This is a genomic window from Neobacillus niacini, from assembly GCF_031457145.1.
Lineage (GTDB): Bacteria > Bacillota > Bacilli > Bacillales > Cytobacillaceae > Neobacillus > Neobacillus niacini_J.
This window is the reverse complement of the sequence record NZ_JAVDVZ010000002.1, coordinates 588,116-607,253: the sequence shown is the minus strand read 5'-3', so window position 1 is coordinate 607,253 and position 19,138 is coordinate 588,116. Positions and strand designations below refer to the sequence as shown.

18 protein-coding genes are annotated in these 19,138 nt (G+C 39.5%); 17 read left to right on the top strand and 1 reads right to left on the bottom strand.

Annotation, left to right across the window (positions count from 1 at the left end):
- Window positions 1-17 precede the first annotated feature (17 nt).
- The 12 genes from J2Y03_RS07795 to J2Y03_RS07740 all read left to right on the top strand — a co-directional run bounded on the left by J2Y03_RS07795 (window position 18) and on the right by J2Y03_RS07740 (window position 13,090).
- Window positions 18-1,331 (top strand): MFS transporter, encoded by a 1,314-nt coding sequence (locus tag J2Y03_RS07795; RefSeq protein WP_310192580.1) that lies wholly within the window; start codon window positions 18-20, stop codon window positions 1,329-1,331.
- Between the two features lie 278 nt (window positions 1,332-1,609).
- Window positions 1,610-2,803, top strand: coding sequence for a thiolase family protein (locus J2Y03_RS07790; RefSeq protein WP_310192577.1), 1,194 nt, complete (start codon window positions 1,610-1,612; stop codon window positions 2,801-2,803).
- A 205-nt stretch (window positions 2,804-3,008) separates the two neighbouring features.
- The gene (locus J2Y03_RS07785) at window positions 3,009-4,196 is read left to right on the top strand and encodes a CaiB/BaiF CoA transferase family protein (RefSeq protein ID WP_310192574.1); all 1,188 of its coding nucleotides are present in this window, start codon (window positions 3,009-3,011) and stop codon (window positions 4,194-4,196) included.
- Between the two features lie 4 nt (window positions 4,197-4,200).
- Window positions 4,201-5,052, top strand: a complete 852-nt coding sequence (locus J2Y03_RS07780; protein ID WP_310193032.1) for a 3-hydroxyacyl-CoA dehydrogenase — start codon at window positions 4,201-4,203, stop codon at window positions 5,050-5,052.
- Window positions 5,053-5,069: 17 nt separating this feature from the next.
- Window positions 5,070-6,218 (top strand): acyl-CoA dehydrogenase family protein, encoded by a 1,149-nt coding sequence (locus J2Y03_RS07775; RefSeq protein WP_310192571.1) that lies wholly within the window; start codon window positions 5,070-5,072, stop codon window positions 6,216-6,218.
- 40 nt (window positions 6,219-6,258) lie between these two features.
- Complete coding sequence (locus J2Y03_RS07770; protein ID WP_310192569.1) at window positions 6,259-7,023, top strand: electron transfer flavoprotein subunit beta/FixA family protein; 765 nt, start codon at window positions 6,259-6,261, stop codon at window positions 7,021-7,023.
- A 24-nt stretch (window positions 7,024-7,047) separates the two neighbouring features.
- A complete protein-coding gene (locus J2Y03_RS07765) occupies window positions 7,048-8,019 on the top strand; it encodes an electron transfer flavoprotein subunit alpha/FixB family protein (RefSeq protein WP_310192566.1) in 972 nt (323 codons plus the stop codon).
- Between the two features lie 37 nt (window positions 8,020-8,056).
- The gene (locus tag J2Y03_RS07760) at window positions 8,057-10,129 is read left to right on the top strand and encodes a (Fe-S)-binding protein (protein ID WP_310192563.1); all 2,073 of its coding nucleotides are present in this window, start codon (window positions 8,057-8,059) and stop codon (window positions 10,127-10,129) included.
- Window positions 10,130-10,244: 115 nt separating this feature from the next.
- Window positions 10,245-11,021: an enoyl-CoA hydratase/isomerase family protein gene (locus J2Y03_RS07755; protein WP_310192561.1), complete on the top strand. Its 777-nt coding sequence runs from the start codon at window positions 10,245-10,247 to the stop codon at window positions 11,019-11,021.
- Window positions 11,022-11,050: 29 nt separating this feature from the next.
- Window positions 11,051-11,884, top strand: a complete 834-nt coding sequence (locus J2Y03_RS07750; RefSeq protein WP_310192560.1) for an IclR family transcriptional regulator — start codon at window positions 11,051-11,053, stop codon at window positions 11,882-11,884.
- A 207-nt stretch (window positions 11,885-12,091) separates the two neighbouring features.
- Window positions 12,092-12,439: a lmo0954 family membrane protein gene (locus J2Y03_RS07745; RefSeq protein WP_310192558.1), complete on the top strand. Its 348-nt coding sequence runs from the start codon at window positions 12,092-12,094 to the stop codon at window positions 12,437-12,439.
- A gap of 18 nt (window positions 12,440-12,457) precedes the next feature.
- Window positions 12,458-13,090 carry a PspA/IM30 family protein gene (locus J2Y03_RS07740; RefSeq protein WP_310192556.1) on the top strand — a complete coding sequence of 211 codons (633 nt, stop codon included), beginning with the start codon at window positions 12,458-12,460 and terminating at the stop codon, window positions 13,088-13,090.
- A 51-nt stretch (window positions 13,091-13,141) separates the two neighbouring features.
- Here the strand turns inward: J2Y03_RS07740 and J2Y03_RS07735 are convergent, their stop codons facing one another.
- Window positions 13,142-13,687 (bottom strand): NADPH-dependent FMN reductase, encoded by a 546-nt coding sequence (locus tag J2Y03_RS07735; RefSeq protein WP_310192553.1) that lies wholly within the window; start codon window positions 13,685-13,687, stop codon window positions 13,142-13,144.
- Between the two features lie 208 nt (window positions 13,688-13,895).
- On the opposite strand from J2Y03_RS07735, the gene yknW reads away from it, so the two are divergent.
- From yknW to J2Y03_RS07710, 5 genes are all read left to right on the top strand, one after another.
- Window positions 13,896-14,567 (top strand): YknW family membrane protein, encoded by a 672-nt coding sequence (gene yknW / locus J2Y03_RS07730; RefSeq protein ID WP_310192552.1) that lies wholly within the window; start codon window positions 13,896-13,898, stop codon window positions 14,565-14,567.
- A 203-nt stretch (window positions 14,568-14,770) separates the two neighbouring features.
- On the top strand, window positions 14,771-16,114 hold the full coding sequence (iscB, locus tag J2Y03_RS07725; protein WP_310192550.1) for an RNA-guided endonuclease IscB: 1,344 nt from the start codon (window positions 14,771-14,773) through the stop codon (window positions 16,112-16,114).
- The gene (locus J2Y03_RS07720; protein WP_310192547.1) at window positions 16,086-17,213 is read left to right on the top strand and encodes an efflux RND transporter periplasmic adaptor subunit; all 1,128 of its coding nucleotides are present in this window, start codon (window positions 16,086-16,088) and stop codon (window positions 17,211-17,213) included. The genes iscB and J2Y03_RS07720 overlap by 29 nt, the downstream gene beginning before the upstream one ends.
- On the top strand, window positions 17,210-17,905 hold the full coding sequence (locus J2Y03_RS07715) for an ABC transporter ATP-binding protein (protein ID WP_310192544.1): 696 nt from the start codon (window positions 17,210-17,212) through the stop codon (window positions 17,903-17,905). The genes J2Y03_RS07720 and J2Y03_RS07715 overlap by 4 nt, the downstream gene beginning before the upstream one ends.
- The gene (locus tag J2Y03_RS07710) at window positions 17,902-19,095 is read left to right on the top strand and encodes an ABC transporter permease (RefSeq protein WP_310192541.1); all 1,194 of its coding nucleotides are present in this window, start codon (window positions 17,902-17,904) and stop codon (window positions 19,093-19,095) included. Before J2Y03_RS07715 ends, J2Y03_RS07710 begins: the two co-directional genes overlap by 4 nt.
- Window positions 19,096-19,138: the final 43 nt, after the last annotated feature.

Genomic DNA, 19,138 nt, shown 5'->3' with positions numbered 1-19,138 from the left:
AATCAGGAGGTTTCAAGATGAAAATGGATGAAAGCGTTAGAAAAAAACAGATGAAGAAGGTTGCCATAGCTAGTGTTGTAGGAACTTCTATCGAGTGGTATGACTTTTTCCTTTACGGAACCATGGCTGCACTCGTTTTTCCACAATTGTTCTTCCCAGAATCTAGTTCTTACATGGGAATCTTACAATCTTTTATTACACTATTTGTAGGTTTCTTGGCTCGTCCTATTGGAGCCATGGTCTTTAGCAGTTACGGTGACAAAGTTGGGAGAAAGGCTGCTTTGGTTACTTCCTTATTGTTAATGGGGATTAGTACTACCCTTATGGGATTATTACCAACCTATCATAGCATTGGTGTTGTCGCACCGATATTACTTGTCATATTAAGATTTATTCAAGGGATTGGTGTCGGTGGAGAATGGGGTGGTTCGGTCACTCTATCAGTTGAATGGAGTTCGGAAAAATCAAAAGGTTTAATGGGAAGTATGACGCAATTGGGTGTTCCAATTGGGATGATATTCGCTACTATAGTTGTTTCTCTTTGTATGTCCTTAACAGGAGATTTCTTTGAAGCTTGGGGTTGGAGAATTCCATTTCTTCTGAGTTTTGCTCTAGTGTTTATTGGTTTATATATCCGATTAGGGATTGAAGAGTCTCCAGAATTCGAGAAGTTGAAAGAAGAGAAGGCCACAGCAAAGCAGCCAGTCTTGGAAGCTATTAAAGGATATCCAAAACAGATTCTTTTAGCTGCTTTTACACGTCTTGCAGATAATGTACCTTTTTATATTTGTACAACATTTACTGTTTATTACGCTACAACTCAGCTTAATATGGATAAACAATTGATCACGAATGCTGTAATGCTCGTTGCGATCACATTCTTATTTATTGTACCTTATGCAGCTCATTTGTCTGATAAATTTGGACGAAAGAAAATTATGTTCTCTGGAATGATCATGACACTTTTAGGAGCTTTGCCGTATTTTTATTTAATAAATACAAAAGAGATCGTACTTATTGCAATCGCTATTGTACTTTTAAGTATCGGGCCAGCTGTTATCTATGGTCCACAAGCAACTCTACTTGCTGAAATCTTCCCTGCACATATAAGATTTAGTGGATCATCTCTTGCCTATCAATTTGCTGCAATCATTGCAGGTGGATTAGCACCTACAATATCCTTAACATTACTTGAGAAATTTAAAAGTCCCAATGCCATCACCATGTATATCATCGTTTGTTGTGTCATCTCTATGACATGTTTATACCTCCTTAAACCAAAAGAAAAACAAACAATCGTTGAGGAGCTACCTCGAGCTAGCAATGAGTAAAAAGTCCGAAAATGCATGAATTATCTAAAAAGTTATAATTGACCGAAAACAGTTTTAATAGTATCATTGATTCGTATAAGGAACGCTGTGCCATATACGGTACAGCGTACGAAAACAAACCTGATGAGGGCTAACTATTTGAATTGTTGAAACTCACGTAGAATGGCGAACGTAAAAGTAAACAAGAGATCTTCCTTTAAATTTTCATTTATATAATGTTGCTCTCATCTAGTGAAGCCCCATTCTTAAAAGGACAAAATACATAAGGAGGGTAATACGTGAAAAACGTTGTTATCATTGACTCAGTAAGAACAGCGATTGGGAAAATTGGAGGTAGTATAAAGGATGTAGAGGTTGACCACCTCGCTGCGAAGGTTATTCAAGAAGTCCTGCTGCGAACAGGAATGGAAAAAAGTGTAGTAGATGAAGTAATTCTTGGACAGACAAAACAGAGTACAGATACGCCTAATCTTTCCAGACTGGCTCTTTTGCGTGCAGGACTTCCTGTTGAGGTACCGGGTTATACCGTCCATAGGCAATGTGGTTCAGGACTTCAGGCTATTAACAATGCAGCCTTGCAAATTATGAGTGGTTTATCAGATGTAATAATAGCAGGTGGAGCAGAATCCATGAGTACAGCCCCTTATTATATAAGAAAGGCTCGCTATGGATTCGGTTCAGGAAATGGAGAAATTGTTGATCCTAATACGGAAAGTCAACCGCGTTCACAGCCAATTGAGATTTATGGAAATCTCACAATGGGTTATACAGCTGAAAATTTAGCGGAGATATACAAGATTTCTCGAGAGGAACAGGATGAATTTGCGCTTCGCAGTCAGGAACTTGCACAACAGGCAATTTTGGATGGGCGGTTTACCAAGGAAATCGTCCCTTATAAAATCAAACAAAGAAAAGAAGATAGGATCTTTGAGATAGATGAACACCCACGATTAACCAGTTTGGAAAAATTGGGCGGTTTAAAACCAGTGTTTAAAGAAAACGGTACCGTGACTGCCGGAAATAGTAGTGGACGAAATGATGCGGCTTCTGCAGTATTAATGATGTCAGAGGACGCGGCACATAAGCAAGGTCTTAAACCAAAAGCAAAAATTATTGCACAGGCTGTTTCAGGAGTTTCACCGGAAATCATGGGGATTGGGCCGGTGCGGGCAACGAAGAAAGCGTTATCTATGGCGGGACTCTCATTAGATGATATCGATTTAATTGAATTGAACGAGGCCTTTGCAGCACAAGCTCTTGCTGTGATAAAGGAACTTAATTTGGATTTGGAAAAAGTAAATGTAAATGGTGGAGCCATTGCATTAGGTCATCCCCTCGGAGCTACAGGTGCCATTCTAATGACGAAATTATTGCACGAAATGGAACGAAGAGGAAAAAAATATGGATTGGTCACTCTCTGTATTGGCGGAGGCCAAGGGATTACAACGATTGTGGAAAATTTGCAAGTTTAGTGCCAATTAAAATGAATCCGGCGCAGTTTATCAAAGAAATAAGGAATGAACCTCTTGTAAAACAAGCTCCACAAGAATCTTGTGATGTCTCTCAAAAGACTATGAATAGTTAGAGTTACAATTTTTTTTGAAATTAGTGTTCCGTATATGGGTTGATAGTCCGTATATGAGATTTTGAAAACAGCAAATACTTGGAGGGTTTAGAATGGCTGGTCCACTAGAAGGGATAAAAGTATTAGAACTTTCGAGAACACTTGCGGGTCCCTTTTGCAGTATGCAATTAGCAGATATGGGAGCGGAAGTTATAAAGGTTGAACAGCCGGGACTTGGCGACGAAACCCGTAGTTATATTCCGCCTGAAATAAATGGAGAATCTACTTATTTTATGAGCCTAAACAAAAATAAAAAAGGCATTACGTTGAATCTCAGAACGGAAGAAGGACAACGTATCGTAAAACAGCTGATAAAGGATTCCGATGTATTAATTGAAAATTTCCGAAACGGAACAATGGAGAAGTTTGGATTAGGGTATGACGTGCTCAAAGAAATCAACCCTCGGCTGGTCTATTGTGCTGTCAGCGGATTTGGCCGGACGGGTCCGATGAAAGATGAACCGGCTTATGATCTGCTGATGCAGGGTTTCGGAGGATTGATGAGTGTTACCGGTGAGGAAGGAAGGGCCCCAGTTAAGGTTGGATTTTCGATCGTCGATTTAGCAACGGGCCTTTATGCATCGCTTGGGGTTGCCCTTGCGCTGCTGGCCAGAGAAAAGACAGGAAAAGGCCAATATGTGGAATCATCATTGTTGGATACCATCGTGTCGTTGACCAGTTACTTGGGGCAAGGTGTATTAGCAACAGGAAAGGTTTCTGGACGTTTAGGGTCTGCACATCCAAACCTTGTTCCATACCAGGCGTTTGAGGCGAAAGATGGTTATGTCATCATTGCGGTACCAAATGATGGGCTATGGAGAAAAATGTGTGATGCACTTGATCTTCATGATTTGAAGGATCATCCGAAATTTGCAGTAAACGTGAACCGCGTGGCAAACAGAGAAGAACTCGTAGGGATTCTCACGGAATATACGAAGAGCAAAGATTCTTCGGAAATTATTGAAAGGTTAAAACGTGCGGGTGTACCAAGTGGTCCAATTAACAACATTGCCCAACTCCTGGCTCATCCTCAGGTTGAATACCGGGAAATGATTCAAGAAGTAGAGCATCCTACCATTGGTATGCTGAAAATGCTGGGTATACCTCTTAAATTATCGGCTACGCCGGGTTCTGTTCGAAAGGCACCTCCTTTATTAGGTGAGGATACAAATGAAGTGTTAGCAAACCTGGGCTATAGTAGTGAAGTTATTGCAGAATTTAAAGTAAAGGGGATTATTTAAAATGATTAATCAAATCGCTGTGATTGGCGGAGGTACCATGGGGCGTGGAATAGCCTATACCGCTGCTTTATCTGGGTTTGAAGTAATTTTACAGGATATATCTGAAGAAGCAATCGGAAATGCAAGAGAATATATCGAAAACCTGTTAAATAAGAACGTGACTAAAGGATACATCGAATCCTTACAGGCAGAAGAGGCAAAGAAAAATTTAAGTTATGCCACTAATCTGCAAGAAGCCGTTCGTAAAACCGACCTGGTAATCGAAGCGGCGTTAGAAACTATGGAGATTAAAATCAATATCTTCAAGCAATTAGATGAGTTTGCACCAGCTCACGCTATCCTAGCTACAAACACCTCAACGATGAGTCCGTCGGAAATTGCTGCATGCACAAAAAGACCGGATCAATGTATTGCAATGCACTTCTTTAATCCGGTCCATCGCATGAAATTGATCGAGATCATTCGAGGATTGGATACATCTGATTCTACGGTAGAAGTAGTAAAACAAGTGGCAGAAAAGATGGGGAAAGAAACTGTCGAAGTCAATGAGTTTCCTGGTTTTGTAACAAGCCGAATGAATTGTCTAATTGGAAATGAAGCGATGAACATGTTAATGGAAGGTGTAGCATCTGTCGAAGACATCGATAAAGCCCTCAAGCTCGGTTTAAATCATCCGATGGGGCCGCTTGATTTGGCGGATCTTGTAGGATTGGACAGCCGTTTGCGAAATATGGAATATTTGTATCACCATTTAGGAGAAAAATACCGTCCATCTCCGATTCTTGTGAAATATGTGAAAGCAGGACGTTTAGGAAGAAAATCAGGTCGCGGATTTTACGATTACACTAATAAATAGGAAGGAAAGTGGATGTTATGAATTTTCAATTATCAGAAGATATCAAGTTTTTAAAACAAAGTATTCGTGATTTTATTGATAACGAGGTGGATCCTCTTGCGATGGAAATCGAAGAGAAGGATGAAATTCCGGAAAAAATTATGAAAATGTCCAAGGAAATGGGCTTATTTGGACTAAGTATCCCTGAAGAGTATGGTGGTACAGGTGTTGGAATGGTAGGAAAGTGCGCAATTTATGAGGAATTAGGCAGAACGCATAACGGCTATACTACCGTCATTGGTGCCCATACAGGAATTGGTTCAGTTGGGATTGTAGAAATGGGGAATGAAGAACAAAAGAGGAAGTACCTCCCAAAAATGGCCAGTGGAGAGATGATCGGTGCCTTCGCATTGACTGAACCAAGTGCTGGTTCACATGCTACCAACTTAAAAACAACTGCGGTGAAAAATGGAGATAAATATATCTTAAATGGAAGTAAGCATTATATTACAAATGCTCCTATTGCAGATGTCTTTACTGTTATGGCTGTAACAGACCCGTCAAAGGGAGCTAAAGGGATTACTTCTTTTATTGTAGAGAAGGATTTTCCTGGATTTACAATCGGGAAAAATGAGAAGAAAATGGGTCTTCGCGGGTCACATTCTGCAGAAATTTTCTTTGAAGATTGTGAAGTGCCAGTAGAAAATGTACTAGGTGAAGAAGGCCAAGGATATGTTAATGCATTAAAAATACTTGCGAACGGACGTGCAGGGCTGGCAGCTCGTAATCTAGGATCTAGTGAGAAATTATTGGAAATTTCTATCCAACATGCGAATTCACGTGTACAGTTTGGTAAACCAATCTTTGAACAACAAATTATTCAACATTATTTAGCTGACATGGCACTTGATATAGAAGCATTAAGAAGTATGACTTACCGAGTGGCGTGGATGGTTGACGAAGGGATGAAAGTCCTTAAGGAAGCAGCTATGGTTAAACTGCTGGGATCTGAAGTTTATAATCGCGTGGCAGATAAGGCTGTACAGATTCATGGTGGAATTGGTTATATTGCAGAATATCCAGTCGAACGTTTTTATCGTGACGCCAGAATCACTAAGATCTATGAAGGAACATCCGAAATTCAAAAAAATATTATTGCCGCACAGTTAAAGAAGCAATATCTATAAATCTTATCTTACGTATTTAAGAATAGGAGGATAAAAGAAAATGAATATATTAGTTTTGATAAAACAGACTTTTGATACCGAAGAGAAGATTGTCATTAATAACGGGGTGATTAGTGAGGATAATGTAGAGTTTATCCTCAATCCCTATGATGAGTATGCAGTAGAAGAGGCAATCAAGATCAAGGAAGAATCAGGTGCGGAAGTAACGGTATTAACAGTTGGCCCTGAACGCTCTGAGAAGGTTTTAAGGACAGCTCTTGCGATGGGAGCAGATAAAGCGGTTCTAATTGAATTAGAGGAAGAGGCGGATGAGTATAAAATTGCTAAATTAATCACAGCAGCTGTTAAAGGACATGAGTATGATTTAATTCTTGGCGGAAATATGTCTGTTGATTCTGGATCTAGCCAAGTGGCTGTTCGGGTAGCAGAAGAATTAGTGATCCCGCATGTCTCTTCCATTACCAAATTATCGTTTGATGGCAATAAAGCAACAGTAGAACGTGATGTGGAAGGTGATGTAGAAGTCGTGGAAGTCAATCTCCCGTTTTTGGCAACAGCCCAACAAGGATTAAATGAGCCTCGGTATCCTTCTCTTCCAGGGATTATGAAAGCGAAGAAAAAGCCTCTTGAACGTTACCAAGTAGAGGATTTTGAACTTGCTGAAGACGATACCACTGCAAGAACTTCTGTCCGTGATCAATTTTTACCATCGAAGAAACAAAATGGAAAAGTATTAGAAGGTGAAATGCAACAACAGGTTCAAGAACTTATTTCACTGCTGCGTACGGAAGCAAAAGTCATTTAATCATGAATGAGGAGGATGAAGAGAATGAATAAAAAAGTACTCGTTTTGACAGAAAGCAAAAACGGCAAATTACGTAATGTTTCTTTTGAAGCTTTGACTGTCGCACAACAATTAGCTGATGGCGGCGAAGTGATTGCCGCGTTGCTCGGAACGGGAGTATCTGGATTTGTTGAGGAAGTTAATCAGTACGGACCTGATAAAGTATATGTTCTAGAAAATGAGGAACTAAATACCTATACAACTGATGCATATGTTCAAGCTTTGACTCAGTTGATTAATGAAGTGCAGGCGGATGTAATTCTGTTGGGGCATACAGCTATTGGGAAGGACGTGGCTCCAAGGGTGGCTGCTAAATTTGCTGCTGGACTTGTTGCAGACTGCACAGGAGCAGACTTGGAGAATGGAGAGATTGTCTTTACTCGACCTATTTATGCCGGTAAAGCATTCCAAAAGAAAGTATTTAATCAAGGTAAAGTTTTTGCAACACTGCGACCAAATAACGTTGAGTTAAAAAAGAATCCTGTCCAGGCAGAAGTTATTCCATTTCAGCCGGTGATCAAGGATTTAAGAACAGTAGTGAAAGAGATTGTTCGCAAAGCTACAAGCGGGGTTGACCTAAGTGAAGCAAAAATCATCATATCCGGAGGACGTGGAGTCAAAGGTAAAGAAGGATTTGAGCCTTTGCAGGAATTAGCAGAACTATTAGGCGGTGCTGTAGGAGCATCTCGGGGAGCATGTGACGCTGAATACTGCGACTATTCTTTACAAATTGGACAAACTGGAAAAGTTGTAACTCCTGATTTATATATCGCTTGCGGGATTTCTGGTGCGATTCAGCATTTGGCTGGTATGTCAAACTCAAAAACCATCGTTGCTATCAATAAAGATCCAGAGGCACCTATTTTTCAAGTCGCAGACTACGGCATTGTAGGTGATTTATTTGAAGTGGTTCCTCTATTAACAGAAGAATTCAAAAAAGCCCTTGTTTCTGTTTAATATTAAATTCTAAATTCACATCGGGGGGAGAAACAGGATGCTTTCACTGCTGAATTTATTAGCTTTCCTGGCATTGTCAGGATATGCAGTATATTTGTTTGTCCAGGTTGTATACACCCGCTATTTATTTGTGAAACTGGGCAAAAAAGCGGAATTTGAACCAAACCTTAAAGAGCGAATCACTGCTTTGTTAGTGAATGGGTTTGGCCAGAGAAAATTGTTTAAAGATAAGAAAAGCGGGTATATGCATTTAGTACTATTCTATACCTTTTTTATCATTCAAGTAGGACTTATCGAACTCATCATAAAAGGATTTATTAAAGGCTATGAGTTTCCTTTTGGTGAAGGACATAAATATTTCAGTCTTCTGCAGGAGTGGGCTACATTCCTTATGCTGTTGGCTGTCTTATATGGACTTTACCGCCGGTACGGTGAAAAGTTAAAGCGATTGCAATGGAAGCGTAATGGAAAAGCTGCTTTTGTCTATATCGCTTTATCCATTCTAACCACATCAATCCTGCTTTCATTAGGATTCGAAGCAATTATGTTAGATCATGAACCGAATCTGACTTATGCCCCATTTTCCGGTGCTATTGCGTTATTGTTTTCTGGCGTTGGATCAACGGCAGGTACTGTTATATTCTATATATTTTGGTGGATGCACATGATAACCGTCTTTTCATTCATGGTGTTTGTGCCTCAGTCCAAACAAGCACATGAGTTATTCGCTATGATCAATATCTTTTTCAAGAAAACAGGCCCTGTTGGGAAATTGAGAAAAATAGATTTTGAGGATGAAGATGCTGAGGAATTCGGAGTAGGGAAAATCGAGAATTTTACGCAGCAGCAGTTAATCGATTTGTATGCTTGTGCAGAATGTGGAAGATGTACGAATATGTGCCCTGCATCAGTTACTGGAAAGACATTATCACCAATGGAGCTCATTGTGAAGATGAGGGACCATTTAACAGAAAAAGGAGCCGTTATCACTTCACGCAGTCCATGGGTGCCGAGTTATGTGTTTGGTTCTCGAGCGTCGTCCCTTTCCTCAATGGCTGGATTAGCAGAGCAGCAAACAGCGGCAACGCTTGAAATGCCTAACTTAATTGGTGATGTCATTACAGAGGAAGAATTATGGGCTTGTACAACCTGTAGGAATTGTGAAGACCAATGTCCAGTATCTAACGAACACGTAGATAAAATCATTGATTTGCGACGTTATTTAGTCATGACAGAAGGCAATATGCCTCAGGAAGCGACTCGTTATTTTCAAAATATTGAAAGACAAAGCAATCCTTGGGGCATCAACCGTAAGGAACGTATTAAGTGGCGTGAAGAATTCAACGATGTCGTTGTTCCAACGGTTAATGAAGTAGAAGAATTTGAATATTTATTTTGGGTCGGCTCCATGGGATCTTTCGATAAACGAAGTCAAAAGATTGTACATTCCTTTGCTAAAATTATGAACAGTGCAGGTGTCAGCTTTGCCATTCTCGGTAATGAAGAGCGCAATTCCGGAGATACAGCACGCAGAATGGGGAATGAATTCTTATTCCAGCAATTATGTCAGGAGAATATCGCCAACTTCCAGGCTTATGGGGTGAAAAAAATTATTACCATCGATCCCCACGCTTTTAACACATTTAAAAATGAATATCCAGAGTTTGGATTAGAAGCCGAAGTTTTTCATCATACCGAATTGATATGGAAGTGGATCCAAGAAGGCAGTATTAAGCCGGTGAAGGAAGTCAGAGAAGCTATTGCCTATCATGATTCCTGTTATCTGGGCCGCTATAACAACATCTATGATATCCCGCGCCAAATTCTTAAATCTATTCGCGGCGTAAAAATCTTAGAGATGGAGCGGAATAGAGAAGATGCCATGTGCTGTGGAGCTGGCGGCGGCAGGATGTGGATAGAAGAAACCCAGGGAAAACGGATAAACGTAGAACGTACAGAACAAGCGCTTAAACTTAGTCCGACGATGATTGGAAGCAATTGTCCATACTGCTTGACCATGTTAAGCGATGGGACAAAAGCGTTGGAAGCAGAAGAGCAGGTCAAAACAATGGATATAGCAGAAATTGTTGCCCGTTCATTGGCAGGTTAATAGTTTGCGGGACTTATGCTTATATAGGGTCAGCAGCCATTTCTATTAATAAAACACGAAATGCGGTTAAATTTCTTAATACCAGAAACCCTTTTAAATCAAGGAGTGGATAGAAATGAATTATCAAAATATTTTAGTGGAACTAGAGGATCGAATTGGAATCATTAAGATCAATCGGCCGGAAGTGAGAAATGCGTTGGATAACCAAACATTATCAGAAATAGATCATGCTTTTGACTCCTTGGAGAATGACAAGCAAATCGGAGTAATCATCGTAACAGGTACTGGAGAAAAATCTTTTGCAGCTGGTGCGGATATAAAGCAGCTTAGTAAAAAACAACCGATAGATGCTCTAATCCCTGGGATGTCTGGGCTCTATCGAAAAATTGAAAACAGTAGTAAAGCGACAATTGCAGCAATAAACGGATTCGCACTAGGAGGCGGCTGTGAACTAGCTTTGGCATGTGACATTCGTATTGCTGCTGAACATGCTAAGATTGGACTGCCAGAACTCAGTTTGTCAATCATTCCAGGAGCAGGGGGTACACAAAGGTTAGCTCGAATTATTGGAAAAGGCAGAGCTTTAGACATGATTTTGACTGGTGACATATTAACGGCAACCCAGGCTCAGGCAATTGGATTAGTATCTTCAGTTGTGCCATTAGATGAGCTTTTCCAGGCTGCCAAGGATAAAGCTGACAAGATATTAAAGAAGGGACCGCTTGCTATTAAGATGGCTAAGCTGGTTATTAACCGTGGTTTGGATATAGACATGGACACTGCACTTATGATGGAAAAAATGGCACAAGCTATCTTGTTCGGATCCGACGATAAAAATGAAGGTACACAGGCTTTCCTTGAAAAAAGACAAGCAATATTTACAGGGATGTAAATAGTTGTTAAGGTATAAATGGAGTTTTCATGCAACGAACTCTAATATTTAATAAACGAGGTTTTTGTATGGAAAATAAAAAAGATCGATCAGAGGTACCAGCTTTAGAGTCGACTATAAAGATATTAGAATATCTCAGCCGTTATAATCATCGTGCAAGCAGTCTTGCTGATATTTGTAAAGATGTAAATATCAATAAAAGTACCTGCCATCGGATACTTAAGGTACTTGAAAACCATAACTATGTCGTTTACAACGAAAATAAAAAACAATACAGCCTTGGCTCTTCCCTTGTTGTGCTTGGTGCAAGGGCCTCTGAATATATTGACTATCTTGAACTTTGCAAACCTCACCTAAAGGAGTTATGTGAAGAAACGCAACAAACGGTTGTTTTGTTAGAACCAACCTCAAATGACAGGTTAATGTATGTAGCAAAGGAAGAACCGCATTTAACAGTTCGAGTAACCGTCAGCATAGGGCAACGATTTCCCTTAACTAGTGCTTCTTTCGGTAAATGCTATTTAGCATTTATGAATGAGAGTCGTGCAGATGAATTTATACAGAAAAGCGGAATTAAGCAATTTACAAGCAAGACGATAACCAACATAGAAGAGTTTAAACAGGAACTTAATAATGTTAGAATGAAAGGTTATGCTGAAAGTTATGAGGAACATACGCCTGGTGTGTGCGGAGTTGCAGCTCCTATTTTTAATTTGCATGGTGAGGTAAAACTTGTTGTCAGCTGCTTATTTCTATCAAGCCAACCAGACGCAGATGCATCTTTCTATGGAAATAAAGTATTAGAGGTTTCCAGAACATTAACAAATGCCATGGGTGGTAAACCTCCAATTAGAGGTTTATAAAAAATAAAGTATATGTGATAATACATGTTTTTATCATTTCAAAAACAGCCAGTTTGCTAACTAGCTGTTTTTAGTTAGGGTCAGTTTCCTTAGGGGGCTGACCCTTTCTACATCTCTAGACCTAATCGAAAATCAAGCTCAGGTTCAATTATGTGAAACGCTGAAAAAAGGTAAGATGATATCAAGAAAACAAAGGAGGAAAACAAAATGAAAAAATTTGGTTTAGTTTTAGCAGGAGGAATTGCCGGGATCATCTTACTTTCTACACTTGGTCCGATGGTGGGGTTATTAATAAGTTTGGCGATACTATATTTCATCTATAAACAGTTTTTAAAAGCAGAATCAGCTGGAGGGAAAATTGCGCTAGGAATTATCGGGGTTATTTTTCTAATGGCTTCTATTTCTAATGCACCTGCCATTATCGGTGTAGTGGCTGCCTACATTCTTTATCTTATTTATAAAAACTGGAATTCCAGCAAACACGCTGTAATTAAAGAAGAAGCTGATCCATTTGTAAATTTTGAAAAGCAATGGAACGAAATAAAAAATTACTAATCAAAGGAGAGAAAATAAATGACAAACCTTTTTACAAGAATTAAAAATACCATAACATCTGACTTAAATGAGGCCCTTGAAAAAAAGGAAAAACAAAATCCAATTGCTTTACTGAATCAATACCTTCGCCAATGCGAACAGGAAACCGAAAAGGTTGCAAAGTTCTTGGAGCGTCAAGTTGCACTTAAGGATGAGTTTACAAAAGAGTTATACCATGCGGAGCAGTTAACTGAAAAAAGGAAATATCAAGCTGAAATTGCTTTAAAAGCTGGAGAAACTGAGCTTTATCAATTTGCCTCAGAGGAGCAGCAATTATATTCTAATCGTGCAGAAAGAGTAAGAGCATCGCTTGAGCAAGTAAAAGGTCAGCTTGAAGGCCTAGAAAAAAAGCATGGAGAAATGAAGAACAAACTAAAAGATATGCAGCTTCGTCGCATGGATCTGATGGGACGTGAAAACGTAACAAGAGCTAACCATCGAATCGATCGGGTATTAGAATCTAACTCTTACTCCGATAAATCGGTCTCAAGATTCGCAGAAATTGAAAATTACATCGACAGTCTGGAGAATCAAGTAAATCGTTCATATAATCAAACAACGATTGACGCACGTATTGAACAGTTAGAAAAAGAAATGAATCACTCAAATTAGATTTAGCACAATGCAAAACGCATGGATATAGGTATCCATGCGTATTTGCCTTTATCTACTTTGTTTTTTAATCCAATTTATGTAGTTATCCATCACAGTATCAATGAACTGTACTGTTGGCTCATGAACCAGTTTTCCAGATTCGTCGAGTTTTTCATGAACTGAACCAATAAATACTTCATTTCCCGGTAGTGTTAATGCAGATATACCAGGAGAATTTAAGATCTGCCGTAAATGCATTTGCGCACGGACCGTACCTAATGCCCCTGGTGAACTGCCGACAATCATGACAGGTTTGTTTACCATTACTTTATCGACACGAGAAAACCAATCAATTGCATTTTTTAAAAAGGCAGGAATAGAGTGGTTATACTCAGGTGTTACAAAAAGAACACCGTCACTTTCAGCCACCTTTTTCTTAATCTCGGTTACGATTTCTGGCGGTGTCAGCTCATCATCTTGGTTATACATCGGTAGTTTTTCAATCGGCAGAATTTCAATATCTGCCGTCGTTTGATACCGATTTTGCATATATACAGCTAATTTTTTGTTAAATGATTCCTTCCGATTACTACCCACAAGTGCTACAATTTTCACGCATATCTCTCCTTTCAAGTCATTATTAATATTATCACTATCATGATTGTAATTCATTTTTAAAGAACCTTTTTAAATATCCTATTACTTCTCAAGATTAAAGTAGTAGTAAATTATTAGTAAAGCATTAGAAAAGACGAAACCTTCTTCCTACTTTGTCGTATAATTAAAAGGAAGATTTTACATAATTGGAAACAGGGGTGTAATAATGGAAAATCAAACAGAAATCATTACAAAGGAACAAAAGCCTTCATTATTAGGAATGTTTACGAGTCCGAGTGAACAGTTTGAGAGGATTAAGCAGACTCCAAAAATTTGGGTACCGCTCTTAATTGTTAGTATTCTATATGCAATTGGAATGACATTAATGGCGTTATCCATGGATGCTTCAACATTAATTGACCAGGGGGTTCCGGAAGATCAAGTTAATCTCGTCTTAGGTATTACAAAAATAACAGTTGCAATAACAGGTATCCTTACACCAATTATTGGTGTCCTCATCAGTAGTGCAATTCACTTAATTATTACCAAGATTGCTAATTCTCCCGCTACATTTAAACAATTATTTTCAATGAATACGTATATCATGGTGATTGGTGCAGCTGGAGTCATTCTAAATACTGCGATTCGATATGCTATTGGCGGGAATCCAGAAATATATGTTACTAGTTTAGCAGGGTTACTTAATCAAGAAAAAGCGGGTATTTTAGGTTCATTTGAAATATTCACAATCTGGACTATGATCGTAACGGCTATTGGACTTCATAAAACAGCCCTATTATCAAAGGGACTATCGTGGACAATTGCAATAGTTTTCTTCTTAATCGGAATTGGCTTTGCTTTAATCGGTAGTTTGTTTCAAGGAGCGCCGATGCTGTAGTCAATAACCCAACACTTGCTTAACGGCTGAAGTGTGGACTTGCAAAAGTTCTTATTGACTACCCTCAGTCTCTTGCAGACTACGTTGGTTAGGTCATGACACCTACGGATGCTCCTCAAGTCCGTGGCTCTGTCGCTTATAGTTAAAAGCTCTGATGGGTAGGAGCGGTGCTGTAAGCTCAAAAAGCCTTTTCAACATTGGGTATGAGGCAATCACTCCAAAAGGAGGCACACGCTATGTTCGTGTATGTGATAAACAAGCACGGAGAACCGCTTATGCCATGTTCTCCACGTAAAGCAAGGATTCTTTTAAAACAACAAAAAGCGAAGGTTGTAAAACCTACACCTTTTACGATTCAATTAATTTATGGAAGCAGTGGCTACAAACAACCCATTTCATTAGGTGTGGATACAGGCACCAAGCATGTTGGGCTATCTGCTGCCACGGAAAAACAAGTGTTGATTGAAGGGGAAGTCCAACTTCGCACTGACATCCAGGAATTGTTAGCCACTCGCTCACAATTCCGTCGTACCAGAAGAAGCCGAACCACCCGTTACCGCCAACCGCGATTTTTAAATCGTACACGGAAGGTTGGATGGCTTGCTCCTTCGGTACAAAACAAGGTGGATGCCCACATCAAATTGGTTAACTTAATTCACAGGATTCTCCCCGTGACCAACTTAACAATAGAAGTCGCTCAATTTGATACACAATTACTCAAAAACCCTACTATTCAGGGAGAAGAATACCAACAAGGCGGCCAAATGGGTTTTTGGAATACAAGAGAATACATCTTTTACCGTGACGGACATACCTGTCAATGGTGCAAAGGCAAAAAGAAAGACAAAATCCTTAATGTTCACCACATCGAAAGCCGTAAAACAGGAGGGAACAGCCCTGATAATTTGCTAACGCTATGTGAAAGTTGTCATACCGAACTTCATCAAAAAGGGCTGGAACATTTATTTCAACGGAAAAGCAAACCATTACGAGATGCATCACAAATGACTGTCATGCGTTGGTTTATTTATAATGGATTAAAGAATGGTTATCCTGATGCCCAATTGACGTATGGATATAAGACGAAGCATACCCGCATTTCCCATGGGTTAGCAAAAGAGCACTGTATAGACGCTCGTTGTATCAGTGGTCATCCATTAGCTGTGCCAACCGATACCACTTATTTATGGAAATGCGTGCGCAAGAACAACCGACAGTTGCATAAAGCGAATACGCTTAAAGGTGGCAAACGAAAATCCAATAAGGCAAAACGCTTAGTCAAGGGGTTTCAACTCTTTGATAAGGTGTGTTACGAAGGTCAGTCTTGCTTTATCTTTGGCAGACGAAGTAGTGGATATTTTGATCTTCGCCTGTTAGATGGGACAAAAATTCATGCTTCTGCCAGTTATAAAAAGCTAAAAAAAATGGAGTATGCCACTACATTATTAGTAGAAGGGAGGAGGGCAAGCGATTCCTCCCCGACTTCGGTGAAGTCGGGGTATTCTCGCCCAAATATAGATGAAAAAGAAAACATGGCTCATAATTAGCGTTATCAGCTTGGTCATTATCATGATTTCTGTCAGTGTTTATCGGGAGGTTTTTGCAAAAGGACCTTCCGTTGAAACCACTAATATGAAGCAAGAGGAAATCTCCTCTACGTTAATGATTCCAGGTACAGTAAAACTCGAAGAAGAACAAATTATTTATGCTTCTCCAGAAAAAGGGGAACTTAATGAGATTCTTGTAGCAGAGGGTCAGGAAGTTAAGAAAGACACGGTAGTAGCAAAGCTTCAAAATCCACAACTGGAACTAGAAATGGAACAAAATAAGCTGTCTATTGAATCTGCTAATCTGAAAATAAACCAACTTGATAAACAATTGAAGCTTTTAAAAGAGAAAGAAAAGACACTTGCTGACCAGGTGGGGAAAGAGGAAGCGAAAAAGCAGCTTGAGCCAGAATATGAGCAGCTCGATATGGAAAAGAAGCTTGCCAATCTGGATTTGAAACAAACAACACTTCAAAAGGATATGATTGAAAAACGTCAAAGTGAGTTAGAGATTAGGAGTACAATTGACGGTGTTGTTCTATCCGTTAATAAGCCAGATTCATCCTCTCTCGAAAACAGCATGGCTGAACCTATTATACATATTGGTAAGCTTGATGCAATCGTAGCAACCGGACTGTTGTCTGAATATGACACATTGAAGGTAATCAGCGGACAGAAGGTTATTCTTCGCTCAGATGCTGTTCTAGATCAAGAATGGCAGGGGGAGATTACAAAGATAGCCCTTCTCCCAGTACAAAATCAAACTGCTCTCCAAAATGGAAGTCAGGCTGTCCAATATCCATTAACGGTTAAGCTTACAGGCGATACTAAAACATTAAAGCCAGGTTTCCAAGTCATCATGGAAATTGAAACAGACAAAAAACAAGCAAATGTTCTTTCAATAGACGCTTTATATGATGATGGGGATCAGCCCCATGTTTATATTGTGAAAGATGGCAAAGCCTTTAAGAAAACCGTTCAAACGGGTATTACTTCAGGGACTAAGATAGAAATTTTAGAGGGTATATCAAAAGAAGATCAAGTCATCATTAACGGACCTGATTCAATAAAGGGCGGTATGGAAGTGACCGTAAAATGATCGTGCTAGAATCTATTACCAAAACCTATGTGCTCGGAAAAGAGAGCGTTAATGTATTAAATGATATAACCTTGACTATTGAGCAAGGGGAGTTTGTTGCCATCATGGGTCCTTCTGGTTCAGGAAAATCGACCTTAATGAATATGATTGGCTGTTTAGATAAACCAACTGCTGGGAACTACTTCCTTAGCGGAGAAAATGTTTCACATTATAATGAAAATGAACTGGCAAGGGTACGGAATCAATCTATCGGATTTGTATTTCAGCAATTTCATTTACTGCCCAGATTGTCGGCATTGAAAAATGTGGAGCTTCCCATGATTTATGCAGGAGTATCCAAATCGGAACGCCAGGCAAGAGCAGAAGAAGCATTAATGAAAGTGGGATTATCCGACCGCATGGATCACCTCCCAAATGCCTTATCCGGCGGACAAAAGCAGCGTGTCGCCATCGCTAGAGCCATTGTTAATAAACCAAAAATTATTCTAGCAGATGAGCCGACGGGTGCACTTGATTCAAAGACAAGTATTGATATTATGGAGCAATTCAGGGAACTAAATGAGGAAGAGGGCGTTACGGTAATTATTGTTACCCACGAATCTGAAGTGGCAGAGTATGCGAAGCGTACCATATTTGTTCGAGATGGGATGATTCAGATTCCTTCAGCATCCATTATGGGGGTGTCTGAATGAGTTTTATGGAAAATCTTTTGATGGCGTTAAGTTCATTAAAAGCGCATAAAATGCGAAGTATTTTAACGATGCTTGGTATCATTATTGGAGTTGGAGCCGTTATAATCGTAGTGGCAATCGGTCAGGGCGGAGAAGCGATGCTTAAAACACAAATCACAGGTCCAGGAAATACGGTAGAACTGTATTATCAGCCTTCTGATGAAGAAATCCGTGCAAATCCAAACATTTTCCTACAGGCTCCATTTAGACAGGAGGATATTCGGGCTCTTGAACAAATACAGGAGATTAAAAGCATTGTCGCCTCGAGCACGCAAATGTCATCTATCAGATTTCAGCAGGAAACCGCTGATGTGTCTTCAACAGGTATTAATCAAGCATATATAAAATTGAATGAAATGAAAGTTGAAAAAGGGAGAAGTTTTTCCACTTCAGATTTTCTAGGAGGCCGTCGAGTAGGGTTAGTAAGTCATGTCATCCAGGAAGAATTATTTAAAGGTGATAATCCTGTTGGGAAGGTAATCACTGTCGCGAATCAGCCGATAGAAATCATTGGTGTATTAGAAAAACCGACAGGCCTCCTTTCGTTTAGTTCAATGGAGATTTATCTACCTTTTCAAACATGGCGAACCATATATGGAAGTAGTGACTATACGCAGGTAACGCTTCAAGCAGACTCTTCAGACCAGTTGCAGGCTGCAGGCAAAAAGGCAGCTAGAATATTAAACAATATGCATAATACGGAAGATTCCTATCAGGTACTTAATATGGAAGAAATCGCCGCTGGAATTGGACAGATTACAAGAATCATGACCCTTATTATCGGAAGCATTGCTGGTATCTCGTTGTTCGTTGGCGGTATTGGTGTGATGAATATCATGCTCGTTTCCGTAACTGAACGGACAAGAGAGATAGGAATACGAATGGCACTGGGTGCAACAAGAGGTCAGGTTTTAACACAATTCTTAATTGAATCGATGACGCTAACATTAATTGGCGGGATTCTCGGAATTTTTCTTGGTTGGGGGACAGCTAGTATCGTAAGTATTTTTGCTGGATGGCCATCATTAATATCGTGGCAGGTTGTCTTAGGTGGTGTTGTCTTTTCGATGGTGATAGGTATCGTGTTTGGACTGCTTCCAGCAAATAAGGCATCCAAATTAGACCCAATTGAATCACTGAGATATGAATAAATATTTTATTTGAATATTCTGTAAACATATACTATAATAATTT